The sequence below is a fragment of the Actinomadura viridis genome (assembly GCF_015751755.1).
In the GTDB taxonomy this organism is placed as follows: domain Bacteria; phylum Actinomycetota; class Actinomycetes; order Streptosporangiales; family Streptosporangiaceae; genus Spirillospora; species Spirillospora viridis.
In genome coordinates, this window is record NZ_JADOUA010000001.1 from 2,654,960 (window position 1) to 2,667,755 (window position 12,796).

Consider the following 12,796-nt stretch of genomic DNA (forward strand, 5'->3'; position numbering starts at 1 on the left):
CTCCGAGCCGTCCCCCCGACGGCGAGTTCAGGGCCGAGGCCCGTCACCGGTGGACCGGTGGCGGGCCTCGGCTCGTTCCGCCGGCGTGTCCGCCCTCCCGTGCCCGGGCCGCCGCCCGTGCCGTACGTAGTCTGAGGAGAGATGACCAAGACCCTCGTCGTCACCAACGACTTCCCGCCCCGCCCCGGCGGCATCCAGGCGTTCGTGCACAACCTCGCGGTACGGCGCCCGCCCGGTTCGGTCGTGGTGTACGCGCCCGCCTGGAAGGGGGCCGCCGAGTTCGACGCGGCCCAGCCGTTCCCGGTGGTGCGGCACCCGACGTCGCTGATGGTGCCCGAGCCGACCGTGCTGCGCCGGGCCGGGGAGATCCTCCGTTCGGAGGGGTGCGACTCGGTGCTGTTCGGCGCGGCGGCCCCGCTGGGGCTGCTGGCGCCCGCGCTGCGGCGGCGGGGCGCGGAGCGGCTCGTGGGACTCACGCACGGGCACGAGGCCGGGTGGGCGGCGCTGCCGGGCGCGCGGGGGCTGCTGAGGCGGATCGGCGACGGCGTGGACACCCTGACCTACCTGGGGGAGTACACCCGTTCCCGGATGGCACGCGCGGTCTCTCCCCGCGCGGCCTCCCGCATGGCCCGGCTCGCGCCGGGGGTCGACGAGAACGTCTTCTTCGCCGGGGCGGGAGGCGAGGAGGTCCGGCGGCGGCACGGGCTCTCGGGGCGCCCGGTGGCGGTGTGCGTGTCGCGGCTCGTCCCGCGCAAAGGGCAGGACGCCCTGATCCACGCCTGGCCCGCGGTGCTGCGGTCCGTCCCGGACGCCGCGCTCCTGCTGGTCGGGGGCGGCCCGTACCGCCGGGATCTGGAGCGACTGGCCGCCTCGGCCGGGGTGGCGGACTCGGTGGTCTTCACCGGGAGCGTGCCCTGGGAGGAGCTGCCCGCCCACTACGACGCGGGCGACGTGTTCGCGATGCCCTGCCGGACGCGCCGCCGTGGCCTGGACGTCGAGGGGCTCGGCATCGTCTACCTGGAGGCTTCGGCGACGGGCCTGCCCGTCGTGGCGGGCGACTCCGGGGGCGCCCCCGACGCGGTCCTGGACGGGGAGACCGGGGTCGTCGTCGAGGGCCGTTCGGTGGCCGCCGTCGCGGGCGCCCTGGCCGACCTCCTGGGCGACCCGGAGCGGGCGCGGAAGATGGGCGCCCAGGGACGTTCCTGGGTCGAGCGGGAGTGGCGCTGGGAGCTCCAGGCGTCGCGGCTGGACGGGCTTCTCAGGGCCTGACGGGCGGGGCCGCGGCCCCCCTCGCGGGCCCGGGGCGCCGCCGTGGGAAACGGCACCCTCCTTGATCGGCGCGTCGCCGTCCGGACCTGTGCCGGAGCGGCTGCGAACAGTGGCAGGATGCGGGACATGGCGGACGTCGAAGACAGGTGGGCAGCGGCCTCCGGGGAGGTCACCGGCTGGCTGAAGGACCTCGATCCCGGGCACGGCTCCTCGGGATACCGGCCACCGCGCCGCCCGGACGCGGTGTGGATCTTGCATGCCATGTACGTGTGGAAGGACGGGCTGGTCACCACGACCCATGATGACGTTCACCAGTCGGCCCTGGCGTCGGGGCTGGGCGAGCCGGAGCGGCCCGGGGACGCCGACCTGGGGGACCTGATGGAGGGCGCCGTGGTCACCGGCACCCGGCTGGGCCGCGGCGGCCATCCGGGCCCCGGCTGGCGGCGGCTGCGCTGGGCCGAGCTGGCCCGCGGCTTTGGGGAGCCGGTGGTGCCCGAGGGGGTGCTGCCGGGGCACCGGTGCCTGCGCCAGGCCCATCCGACGGGCAGCTGGTCGGCCGCCATCGAGCCCCCGGCCGAGGGCTGCCTCGACCGGGAGGGGTGGCGGCGGCTGATGTCCCTGCTCGTCCGGCACGACGTGGAGGGGGAGGCGCGGCGCTGCCTGGCGTACTACTGCCCGTTCGTCACCGGTGACTGGGACCGGGAGACCGTCCTGTCCGGGCGGCTGGGCGACGCCGCCGACCTCTACGACCATCCGGCCGTGTCGAGCTGCCCGTCCAACCTGTGGGCCGCCGACCGTTCGTGGGTGGTGTACTGCGACTGGGACCTGTGGGGGACCAAGGTCGTGGGCCCGGTCTCGCTGATCGAGTCGATCCTGGCCGACCCGGAGCTGGAGGCCCTGCGCCTGCCCTGGGCGGCCTGACGGCGGGCTCGTGGGACCGGGCGCACGTCACCGGGCGCAGTTCTCGGGCTCCTGACACCGGGTGCCCGGCACCGGTCGCCCGGTGCGAGTCCGTAGGATCGCGAACATGAGGGTAGTCATCGCGGGAGGGCACGGGAAGATCGCGCTGAGGTTGGCCCGGCGGCTGGCCGGCCGGGGCGACACCGTGCTCGCCCTGATCCGCAATCCCGAGCACGCCGGTGACGTCCGCGCCGCGGGCGCCGAGCCGGTGGTGTGCGACCTGGAACGGGCGACGGCCGGGGAGGTGGCCGGGCGGATCGCCGGCGCCGACGCCGTGGTCTTCGCCGCCGGCGCCGGGCCGGGCAGTGGGGCCGCGCGCAAGGACACCGTCGACCGGGCGGCGGCGGTCCTCATGGCCGACGCGGCCGAGCGGGCGGGCGTCCGCCCGTTCGTGCAGATCTCGGCCATGGGGGTGGACACGGCGCCCCGCGAGGACCGGGGCGAGGCCTGGGCGGCCTACATCCGGGCCAAGAAGGAGGCCGAGGAGGACCTGCGGGCGCGGGACCTGGACTGGCTGATCCTGCGCCCGGGGCGGCTCACCGACGACCCCGGCACCGGCCGGGTGACCCTGGCCGGTCCGTACGTGGGCCACGAGGCGGTGACCCGCGACGACGTGGCCGCCGTGACCGCGGCCCTGCTGCACACCCCGGGCGTGCGCCACCGCGTCCTGGAGCTGATCGGCGGGGACACCCCGGTCGAGGAGGCGGTCGCCACGATCGGCCGTGAGTAGCCCCCGCCGTGAGTAGCGGCGGGCCGTGTGTAGCGGCGGGCCGTGTGTAGCGGCCGGCGGCCGGGCGGTCAGGAGTAGAGCGCGTCGATCTCGCCGGCGAAGTCCTTGACGACCGCGTGCCGCCGGACCTTGAGGCTGGGCGTCATGTGCCCCGCCTCCTCGGTGAAGTCCACCCCGAGGATCCGGTACTTCTTGATCGACTCGGCCTTGCTGACGCTCCGGTTGGCCTCGTCCACCGCGGCGTCGATCTCGGCGACCAGCTCGGGGTCGGCGCTGAGCTGCTCCAGGGTCATCGCGGCGGGCTTGCCGTGCCGCTCCTTCCAGGGGCCGAGCGCCTCCTCGTCCAGCGTGATCAGCGCGCTGATGAACTTGCGGCCGTCGCCGACCACCAGGCACTGGCTGATCAGCGGATGGGCGCGCAGCCGGTCCTCCAGCGGGGCGGGCGCCACGTTCTTGCCGGCCGCGGTGACCAGGATCTCCTTCTTGCGGCCGGTGATGCTGAGGTAGCCCTCCTCGTCCAGGGAGCCCAGGTCGCCGGTGCGGAACCAGCCGTCCTCCAGGGCCTCCTTGGTGGCGTCCTGGTTGTTCCAGTAGCCCGTGAAGACGTTGATGCCGCGCACCAGGACCTCGCCGTCCTCGGCGATCCGCAGGGACACGCCGGGGATGGGCCGGCCGACCGTGCCGATCCTGAGGGCGGTGGGCCGGTTGACGGTGGCCGGCGCGGTGGTCTCGGTCAGGCCGTAGCCCTCCAGGATGGTGATGCCCACGCCCCGGAAGAAGTGGCCGAGGCGTTCGCCGAGCGCGGCGCCGCCGGAGACCGCGTACTGCACCTTCCCGCCGACCGCGGCGCGCAGCTTGCCGTACACCAGCACGTCGAACACCTTGTGGCGGGCGCGCAGGCCGAGACCGGGACGGCCGTCCTGCAGCGCCCGGCTGTAGGCGATGGCGGTGTCGGCCGCGGCGTGGAAGATCTTGCCCTTGCCCTCGGCGGCGGCCTTCTGCTCGGCGCCGTTGTAGACCTTCTCGAAGACCCTCGGCACGGCCAGCAGGAACGTCGGCTGGAACGAGGCCAGGTCGGGCAGCAGGTTCGGGACGTCGCTGTGGCCGAGCACGATGCCGCCCTCGACGCACGCGACCTGGATGAGCCGGGCGAACACGTGCGCCAGCGGCAGGAACAGCAGGGTCGAACTGCCCTCCACCGCGACCTCGGCGATCGCCCCCTGGACGGCGTTGCGCGCGGTGGCGGCGAAGTTGCCGTGGGTCAGCTCGCAGCCCTTGGGGCGGCCGGTGGTGCCCGAGGTGTAGACGAGCGTGGCCAGGTCGCCGGCGGTCCGGGAACGGCGCCGCTCCTCGATCACCTCGTCCGGGACGTCCGCCCCGGCCGCCACCACCTCGTCGAGGCCGCCGGTGTCGATGCCCCAGACGTGCGCCAGGCCCGGCAGCGCGTCCCTGACCTCGGCGACGGTGTCCAGGTGCGCCCGCGTCTCGGCGAACAGGGCCTTGGCGCCCGAGTCGCCGACGATCCACTCGACCTGCTCGGCGGACGAGGTCTCGTAGATCGGGACGGCGACGGCGCCCGCCGTCCAGATCGCGTAGTCCAGCAGGGTCCACTCGTAGCGGGTCCGCGACATCAGGGCGACCCGGTCACCGGCCTCGACGCCCGCCGCGGCGAGCCCCTTGGCCAGCGCGGTGATCTCGGCGGCGAACTCGGCCGCGGTCACCGGGGACCAGGAATCGCCGGCCGGGCGCCGCAGCGCGATCGCCTCGGGCCGCTCGGCGGCCCGGGTGAACGGCGCGTCGGTCAGGTTGGTGGCGGTGGGGACCTCCACCATCGCGGGGACGCTGAACTCGCGCACGGCAGCCCACTCCTCGGTTCGGCACGGCAAAGGGTGGGACGACGGTACAGCGTTCCCACGCTCGAATGATACCCGTGAGTAGTAATTCCGTTCCCTGACGGCACGGTCCGTGTCCGTTCCGGCGGAGGCGCCGAGGCCCACCCTGGAACGCCCTGGGGCCACCGGCGGCCTGGACCATTAGAGTCGGTTCATGCGGATCCACGTGGTGAGCGACGTCCATGGCCGCGCGGAGGCCCTCAAGCGCGCGGGCGAGGGGGCGGACGCGCTCATCTGCCTGGGCGACCTGATCCTGTTCATCGACTACTCCGACCACGGCCAGGGCATCTTCGCCGAGCTGTTCGGTCAGGAGAACGCCGACCGGTTCATCGAACTGCGCACGCAGAAGCGGTTCGACGAGGCGCGCGCGTTCTCCCGGCGGCTGTGGGACTCTCTGGAGGGCGGGCGGCGGCCGCACCTCGAGCGGGCGGTGCGCCGCCAGTACGCCGAGCTGTTCGCCGCCATGCCCGAGCCCGCCTACCTGACCTACGGCAACGTCGACATCCCGCACATGTGGGACGAGCACCTGCGCGCGGGGCATCGCGTGCTCGACGGCGAGGTGGTCGAGCTGGGCGGCCTGCGGTTCGGGTTCGTCGGCGGCGGGCTCAGGACCGAGTACCGCACCCCCTACGAACTCGACGACGACGAGTACGCGGCCAAGGTCGCCGCGGTCGGCGAGGTGGACGTGCTCTGCTGCCACATTCCCCCGGCCGTGCCGGAACTGCTGTACGACACCGTGGCGCGCAGGTTCGAACGGGGGAGCGAGGCGGTGCTGGAGGCCGTCCACCGGACCCAGCCCCGGTACGTTCTGTTCGGGCACGTGCACCAGCCCCTGGCGCGGCGGATGCGCATCGGCCGCACCGAATGCGTCAACGTGGGCCACTTCCGTGGCAGCGGGGTTCCTTACGTTCTGTCGCTGTGACGGATACTTTCCAGGGGACACCAGATCGGCCGTGCAGAAGGGCAGAGCAGCGATGGCGGACCGGACGAGCTCTTCCATCACCGTCAAGGCCGGGAAGGCCGAGATCATGGCGGTGATCGCCGATCTCGAGGCGTACCCGAAATGGGCCAGCGGCATCCGTGACCTCACCGTCCAGGAGACCGGCGCCGACGGGCGGGCCCGGCTCGCCCGGCTCACCTTCGACGGCGGTCCCTTCAGCGACACCGTCGGGCTGCGCTACGACTGGTCCGGTGACGACGAGGCGCACTGGGAGCTGGTGGAGCAGGGCAGCGTGGTGACCGGGCTGCACGGCTCGTACATCCTGGCGGAGGCGCCCGGCGGCGGTGAGGTCGAGGTCACCTACGAGCTGGCCGTGGACGTCCGGGTCCCCATGATCGGGATGGTCAGGCGCAAGGGGGAGAAGCGGATCATCGACTCCGCCCTCAAAGGCCTGAAGCGTCACGTCGAGGGCTGAGCGGCACGGCGCCCCCGCCCGGGGGCGGCGATACGGTTTCGCGCCGACGACGGATGGACAATGGTCTGATGAACGAGCAGCCGGGCGATCTTCTCGACGAGGCGGTCAAGCTCTTCGAGACGCTGCGCAGGCGGGTGGGCGAGACGGGAGGCGGCCGGGGCCGGGAGGCCGGTCCGGGCGGTGCCGATGACGACGTGTGGAGCCGGGCGGTGGCCGACGCGGACCCGGCGGCCGGGGAGGCCCGGCCTCCGCGCATCGCGACCGGCGCCCCCGAGTGTCTCGACTGCCCGGTGTGCCGGGCGATCGCGGTGGCCCGCGAGTCGGGCACGGAGGTCCGCGCCCACGTGCGGCAGGCCGGGCGGTCGCTGCTGGCGGCGGCGCTCGACGTGGCCGCCGCCTACGAACGCACCCGCGACGCGCGGCCCCCCGGCCCGCCGCCGCACGGTCCGCGGCGCGCGCGTCCCCCCGAGGGCGCGGGCGGCGAGGACCCCATCGACATCGGGTAGTGCACAGGCTCCGTGAGGCGCCGCGAGGAGGAGGAACGGTACATGGCCCTGACCATCGGCGTTGATGTGGGGGGTACGAAGGTCGCCGCGGGCGTGGTCGACGACCGGGGCAGGATCCTGGAGAAGGTCCGGCGGCCCACCCCCTCCACCAACCCCCAGGAGACCGCCGCGGTCATCGCCGAGGTCGTCGACCTGCTCAAGGGCAAGTTCGAGGACGTGGCGGCGGTCGGCCTCGGCACCGCCGGATTCGTCGACGAGACCCGTTCCACGGTGCTGTTCGCGCCCAACCTGGCCTGGCGCGACGAGCCGATCAAGAAGAAGGTCGAGAGCCTGGTCGGGCTGCCGGTCGTGGTGGAGAACGACGGCAACGCCACCGCGTGGGGCGAGGCCCGGTTCGGCGCCGGGCGCGGGCACGACTTCATCGTGCTGGTCACCCTGGGCACCGGCATCGGCGGCGGGATCATCATCAACGGCGAGCTCTACCGGGGCAGGTTCGGGATCGGGGCCGAGGTCGGCCACTTCCGGGTGGTCCCGGACGGCCGGCGCTGCGGCTGCGGCAACCGCGGCTGCTGGGAGCAGTACGCCAGCGGCAACGCCCTGGTGCACGAGGCCCGCGACCTGGCCCGGGTGGCGCCCGCGATGGCGGGCCGGCTGCTGGAGCTGGGCGACGGGCGTCCCGAGGGCATCAGCGGGCCGGAGGTGTCGCAGGCCGCCCGCGAGGGCGACCCGGCGGCGCTGGAGTGCTTCCGCACCGTGGCGCACTGGGCGGGCCAGGGGCTGGCCGACCTGACCGCGATCCTCGACCCCGGGGCGTTCATCATCGGCGGGGGCCTCTCCGACGCCGGGGACCTGCTGCTCGACCCGATCCGGACCTCGTTCGAGAACGCGCTCACCGGCCGCGGGCACCGTCCGCTGCCGGAGGTCCGCATCGCCGAGCTCGGGTCGGCCGCCGGCATCGTCGGCGCGGCCGACCTGGCACGGTCCTGATCGGGACCGGTCCAGGCCGATGACATGACGGGCGTCCGGGTGCTCGGCTACAACATCCGGTCGCTGCGGGACGACCCGGCGGCCGTGGCGGGGGTGATCCGCGCCCTCGGGCCGGACGTCGCCTGCCTGCAGGAGGTGCCGCGGTTCGCGGGGTGGCGCCGCAAGCGCCGGGGCCTGGCCCGGGCCTGCGGGATGCGGGTCGCCGCGGGACGGCGGGCCGCCGGGCTCGCCGTCCTGGCCGGTCCGCGCGCCCGGATCGTGCACGGCGAGCACCATCTGCTGAGCCGCGTCCCGGGCCTGCACCGCCGCGGCCTGGCGGTCGCGGTCCTGGAGTTCGGGGGCGCCCGGCTGGTCGCGGCCAGCACCCATCTCGACCTGGCCGGAGCGCCGCGCCGCGCCCACACCGCCGAGATCATCGACCTGCTGGACGGGGTGGGCCGCGCCTACCGGGCCCCGGTGGTGCTGGCCGGGGACGTCAACGAGGAGCCCGGGGGAGAGTCCTGGACGCTGCTGGCGGCCCGGTTCCAGGACGCCCACGCGGTGGCGCCGGAGGGGGAGGGGCCGACCTTCCCGGCCCGGCGCCCGGCCCGGCGGATCGACGGCGTGTTCGCCGATCCGCGGATCGAGGTGACCGGCTGCGGGGTGCCCGGAGGGGAGGCGGCGGCGAGCTACGCGCGCGCCACCGACCACCGGCCGGTCCTGGCCGGGCTCCGCCTGCCGCCCGCCCCCGGTCCCGGTCCCGCCTCAGGTTCCGTCCCAGGTTCCGGCGGACGCTGAGGGCGGGGCGGCTCCGGCGGGGTCAGACCACCGCGCCGTCGTCGGGGTCGCGGGGCTCGTCGCCCATCCGCAGCACCAGTGTCACGAACCCGCCGATGAACGCGGCCACCGCGAGGAAGGCGGCCCAGCCCGGCACCTCCCAGTCGAGGATCACCGTGACCAGCAGGTAGAGCGGCCCGCCGACCAGGCACAGCCAGGCGCCCTTGGTGAGCGGGTCGGCGCTGGGCAGGGGCGGCGGGGGCGGCGGGACGTAATGGCCCTCCTCGCCCTCCTCGCCCTCGCGGTCCTCCTCGGCCGGGAGCCCGGTCACGTCGGCGGACTCGATCACGCGGGCCCGGGGCAGGCGTCCCGAACGGTCGTCGCCCTGCCGGGGAGGCGGCTCGGGCTCGTCCAGGTTCTCCTGGTCGGGCCAGGGCACCCGGCCGCCCTCGGGAACGGCGTCGTAACCGGCGACGATGGCGGCCCAGATGGCCTCCTCGTCCAGGTCGCCGGTGCCCCCGGCACGGCCCGGGCCGCCCGTGCGGGCCGCGCCGCCGGTCTCGTCCTTGCCGAGGTCGACCCTGCCGGTCCCGGCGTCGCGGAGGTCGGCGTCACGGAGGTCGGAGTCACGGAGACCGGTGTCGCGCACCTCGGTGTCGCGCACCTCGGTGTCGCGCACCTCGGACTCGCGCGGCTCGTCGCGCGGCTCGTCATGTGATCCGGCCCCGCGGGGCTCCCTCTCACGCGCCTCGGTGTCGCGCAACTCGGGCTCGCGGAGCTCCGGCTCACGGGCCCCGGCATCGCGGAGGTCCGTCTCGCGGAGCCCGGCGTCGCGGAGGTCGGTGTCGCGCCGTTCGGGATCGCGCAGCCGGGTCAGATGGACCCGCAGGACGCTCTCGGCGGTCGGCTTCATCTCGACGTCGACGTACAGCCGGTCCAGGACGTCCTCCGCGGCGGCCTCCTCCGCGAGCCCGGCCAGCTCCTCGGCGGAGGCGGCGTAGGCGGCCACCCCCGCCTCGCGCAACGCCGTGAGCATGACGTCGGCCAGCCTCGGGGTGAGATCGACCAGCGGGGCGTAGGAGTCCGCTGACAGTCCATTGCCACGGCGATTCACCGGGCCGGCTCCTTCGTCGACCCCGGTGTCACCGGCAGCACCGGCATGACGGCCTCCGCTCCCCCATAGACGTGGTGCGTCCGCGTACGCCCGGTGCGGCCCGCCCGCGCGAGACGGCGACACTCCGGGACACCCTCGGAACGTGTGTCCCACGGTATTCGCTGCATCGCCCGGAACAAGCCCCCCGGGCCCACCCGATCGTGATTCCCTGCCGCAGAGCCTACGTTCATATCGCCCTCGCCGGGGGCCGGACAAGGGCCCGTCCGGGGCGGCGGAGGCTGAGTACGCACGCCTCACGGGGAATGGGAGGATGACGCATCATCTCCCGTTCGTCGGAGTATTCGGAATGAGCGCCGCACGCGAGCGCGGCCGGAGGAAGGTGTCGGCATGCTCTGGTTCTGGATCCTCCTCAGGATCGTCCTCTCGCCCATCCTGTACGTGCTGTGGCGGCCCCGGAACTCGGGGATGCGGAACGTCCCCAAGCGCGGCCCTGCGCTCCTGGTGAGCAACCACCTGTCCTTCGCCGACCATTTCTTCGGGCCGCTGCCGCTGTTCCGCCCGATCTACTTCATCGGCAAGGGCGAGTACTTCACCGGCAAGGGCCTCAAGGGCCTGATCAGCAAGGGGTTCTTCACCGGCGTGGGGGTCGTCCCCGTCGACCGCACCGGCGGTTCGGCGGCGGAGGCGGCGCTGGAGACCGGGCTGCGCATCCTGCGCGAGGGCAAGCTGCTCGGGATCTACCCCGAGGGCACCCGGGCGCCCGACAACCGGCTCTACCGGGGCAAGACCGGCGTGGCCCGGCTGGCCCTGAAGTCGCGGGTCCCGGTCGTCCCGATGGCCATGATCAACACCTTCGAGCTGATGCCGTCCGGCCGGCCCTACCCCCGGCTGGGGGTGCGCCCCGGCGTCCGCTTCGGCGCCCCGCTGGACTTCTCCCGCTACTACGGGCAGGAGGACGACCCCGAGGTGCTCCGCAAGATCACCGACGAGATCATGCAGACCATCCGGGAGCTGTCCGGCCAGGAGTACGTGGACCGGTACGCGGCCGAGGTGAAGGCCGAGAGGGCGGGCAAGGAGGTCCGCCCGGCCGACGAAGATTAGGCGGCGCGCGGCAACGCGGAGAAGCGGCATGGGGGGAGGGGCATGGGCCTGGAGGCCGCGCTGTGGCGGGCGGTCGCGTTCTACCGGGGCGCGTCGCTCGTCTACGCCGCCGCGCTGATCGTCAAGAACTTCGGGGAGTACGCCCATCCGCTGGGCGGCTGGGCGGTGCTGGCCGTCATGGTGGTCTGGACCCTCTGCGCCACCTACGCCTTCTCCGACGCCCGGCGGCGCGGGTGGCCGCTCCTGGCCGCGGACCTGGCGGTGGCCGCCGGCTGCCTCCTGGCCACCGCCTGGGTCGAGACGCCCGCCAACATCGCCGATGGCCGTCCGACGCTGCCGGTCTCGTGGGTGGCCGCGGCCGTCCTGGCGTGGGCGGTGGCGGGCGGCAAGCGGACCGGTGTCACGGCGGCGCTGCTGCTGGGCGGGGTCAGCGTCCTGGTGCACCTGGCCGCCGGTACGCCGGGCACGGCGGGCCCGGCCACCTTCAACGGGATCGTGCTGCTCTTCCTGGCGGGACTGGTGGTCGGGCACGTGGTCAAGCTCGCCCTGGACGCCGAGGCGCGGCTGGCGCGGGCGGTGGAGCTGGAGGCGGCCACCCGGGAGCGGGAACGGCTGGCCCGCCGGATCCACGACTCGGTGCTGCAGGTGCTGGCCCTGGTCCAGCGGCGCGGCCAGGAGGCGGGCGGCGAGGCGGCGGAGCTGGGCCGCCTGGCGGGGGAGCAGGAGGCGGCGCTGCGCGCCCTCATCGGTGCGGCCGGAGAGGCCGGTGTCCCGGGCCGGGACTCCGGCGGGGGGAACGCGCAGGGCGCGGGGGCCGGGGACGGGCACGCCGAGGACGCCGACGCGGATCTCCGCCCGCTGCTCAACGGCCACGCCTCCCCGGCGGTCACCGTCTCCACCCCGGCCACGCCCGTCCGGCTGCCCGTTCCCGCGGCCCGGGAGGTGGGCGCGGCCGTCGCGGCGGCGCTCGACAACGTCCGGCGGCACTGCCCCGGCGGGACCCGCGCCTGGGTCCTGCTGGAGGACGACGGCGCCGGTGACGTCATCGTCAGCGTCCGCGACGACGGTCCCGGAATGCCCCGGGGGCGGCTGGCGGAGGCCGCGGCGGCGGGCCGGCTCGGCGTCGCCCAGTCCATCCAGGGCCGGATCCGCGACCTGGGCGGCACCGTCTCGATCGTCTCCGCCCCCGGCCAGGGCACCGAGATCGAGATGACGGTCCCCGCCGGGCCGCGGGAGTGGTGACCGGCGGCCCCCGCGCCGCCCTGGGCCGCGCCGGGGCGGGGCTCTAAGGTGGCGTGCGTGAGCGACACCTCCCCCGCGCCTCTCAGGGTCATGGTCGTGGACGACCATCCGATGTGGCGCGACGCCGTGGCCCGCGACCTCGCCGAGGCGGGGTACGAGGTGGTCGCCACCGTCGGGGAGGGGCGGGCCGCCGTGCGCGTGGCCGCCGCGGCCCGGCCGCAGCTGGCCGTGGTGGACCTGCAGCTGCCCGACATCGGCGGCGTCGAGGTGACCCGCCGCCTGGCCGCCGCCGACCCGCCCGTACGGGTGCTGGTGCTGTCGGCCAGCGGCGAGCAGCAGGACGTGCTGGACGCGGTGAAGGCGGGCGCGACCGGGTACCTGCTCAAGTCCGCCGGGCGCGCGGAGTTCCTGGACGCCGTGCGGCGCGCCGGTGACGGCGACGCGGTCTTCACCCCCGGACTGGCCGGGCTGGTCCTGGGGGAGTACCGCAGGCTCGCCGCCGCGCCACGTCCCCAGGACGACGACACCCCCAGGCTCACCGAGCGCGAGACCGAGGTGCTGCGCCTGGTCGCCAAGGGGCTGACCTACAGGCAGATCGCCGAGCGTCTCGTCCTGTCCCACCGCACCGTGCAGAACCACGTGCAGAACACCCTGCGCAAGCTCCAGCTCCACAACCGGGTCGAGCTGGTCCGGTACGCCATCGAGAAGGGGCTCGACCAGGAGTGATCCGCCGCCGCGGGCGGCAGGGCGGATCCCGGACGGCGCCGGGCGGAACTAACCGGGCAAACCTCGCATCTACCTAGAAGACGATGGGTGGCCGGAGG

13 protein-coding genes are annotated in these 12,796 nt (G+C 74.7%); 11 read left to right on the forward strand and 2 right to left on the reverse strand.

The window, feature by feature from the left end; all coding sequences use genetic code 11:
- Positions 1–141: 141 nt before the first annotated feature.
- The 3 genes from IW256_RS11865 to IW256_RS11875 all read left to right on the forward strand — a co-directional run bounded on the left by IW256_RS11865 (position 142) and on the right by IW256_RS11875 (position 2,959).
- Positions 142–1,269 carry a glycosyltransferase family 4 protein gene (locus IW256_RS11865; protein WP_197011004.1) on the forward strand — a complete coding sequence of 376 codons (1,128 nt, stop codon included), beginning with the start codon at positions 142–144 and terminating at the stop codon, positions 1,267–1,269.
- 126 nt (positions 1,270–1,395) lie between these two features.
- Positions 1,396–2,190 carry a hypothetical protein gene (locus IW256_RS11870; RefSeq protein WP_197011005.1) on the forward strand — a complete coding sequence of 265 codons (795 nt, stop codon included), beginning with the start codon at positions 1,396–1,398 and terminating at the stop codon, positions 2,188–2,190.
- A gap of 106 nt (positions 2,191–2,296) precedes the next feature.
- Positions 2,297–2,959 (forward strand): NAD(P)H-binding protein, encoded by a 663-nt coding sequence (locus IW256_RS11875; protein ID WP_197011006.1) that lies wholly within the window; start codon positions 2,297–2,299, stop codon positions 2,957–2,959.
- A 68-nt stretch (positions 2,960–3,027) separates the two neighbouring features.
- On the opposite strand, the gene IW256_RS11880 is transcribed toward IW256_RS11875, so the two are convergent.
- Positions 3,028–4,815, reverse strand: coding sequence for an AMP-dependent synthetase/ligase (locus IW256_RS11880; RefSeq protein ID WP_197011007.1), 1,788 nt, complete (start codon positions 4,813–4,815; stop codon positions 3,028–3,030).
- Between the two features lie 190 nt (positions 4,816–5,005).
- Here IW256_RS11880 and IW256_RS11885 point away from each other — a divergent pair, with 190 nt between their 5' ends.
- The 5 genes from IW256_RS11885 (at position 5,006) to IW256_RS11905 (ending at position 8,536) form a co-directional block, all read left to right on the forward strand.
- Positions 5,006–5,773, forward strand: coding sequence for a metallophosphoesterase family protein (locus IW256_RS11885; RefSeq protein ID WP_197011008.1), 768 nt, complete (start codon positions 5,006–5,008; stop codon positions 5,771–5,773).
- Between the two features lie 52 nt (positions 5,774–5,825).
- The gene (locus tag IW256_RS11890) at positions 5,826–6,266 is read left to right on the forward strand and encodes an SRPBCC family protein (RefSeq protein ID WP_197011009.1); all 441 of its coding nucleotides are present in this window, start codon (positions 5,826–5,828) and stop codon (positions 6,264–6,266) included.
- Between the two features lie 68 nt (positions 6,267–6,334).
- Positions 6,335–6,772 (forward strand): hypothetical protein, encoded by a 438-nt coding sequence (locus IW256_RS11895; protein WP_197011010.1) that lies wholly within the window; start codon positions 6,335–6,337, stop codon positions 6,770–6,772.
- A 42-nt stretch (positions 6,773–6,814) separates the two neighbouring features.
- Positions 6,815–7,759 (forward strand): ROK family glucokinase, encoded by a 945-nt coding sequence (locus IW256_RS11900; RefSeq protein WP_197011011.1) that lies wholly within the window; start codon positions 6,815–6,817, stop codon positions 7,757–7,759.
- A 24-nt stretch (positions 7,760–7,783) separates the two neighbouring features.
- Complete coding sequence (locus IW256_RS11905; RefSeq protein WP_197011012.1) at positions 7,784–8,536, forward strand: endonuclease/exonuclease/phosphatase family protein; 753 nt, start codon at positions 7,784–7,786, stop codon at positions 8,534–8,536.
- A gap of 22 nt (positions 8,537–8,558) precedes the next feature.
- Here IW256_RS11905 and IW256_RS11910 read toward each other — a convergent pair whose 3' ends face one another.
- Positions 8,559–9,629, reverse strand: a complete 1,071-nt coding sequence (locus tag IW256_RS11910) for a hypothetical protein (protein WP_197011013.1) — start codon at positions 9,627–9,629, stop codon at positions 8,559–8,561.
- 387 nt (positions 9,630–10,016) lie between these two features.
- Between IW256_RS11910 and IW256_RS11915 the strand changes: the two genes are divergently transcribed.
- The 3 genes from IW256_RS11915 to IW256_RS11925 all read left to right on the forward strand — a co-directional run bounded on the left by IW256_RS11915 (position 10,017) and on the right by IW256_RS11925 (position 12,698).
- Positions 10,017–10,730 (forward strand): lysophospholipid acyltransferase family protein, encoded by a 714-nt coding sequence (locus IW256_RS11915; protein ID WP_197011014.1) that lies wholly within the window; start codon positions 10,017–10,019, stop codon positions 10,728–10,730.
- Between the two features lie 42 nt (positions 10,731–10,772).
- Positions 10,773–11,972: a MacS family sensor histidine kinase gene (gene macS, locus IW256_RS11920; RefSeq protein WP_197011015.1), complete on the forward strand. Its 1,200-nt coding sequence runs from the start codon at positions 10,773–10,775 to the stop codon at positions 11,970–11,972.
- A gap of 90 nt (positions 11,973–12,062) precedes the next feature.
- On the forward strand, positions 12,063–12,698 hold the full coding sequence (locus tag IW256_RS11925) for a response regulator (protein WP_197016265.1): 636 nt from the start codon (positions 12,063–12,065) through the stop codon (positions 12,696–12,698).
- The last annotated feature ends 98 nt before the right edge of the window (positions 12,699–12,796 follow it).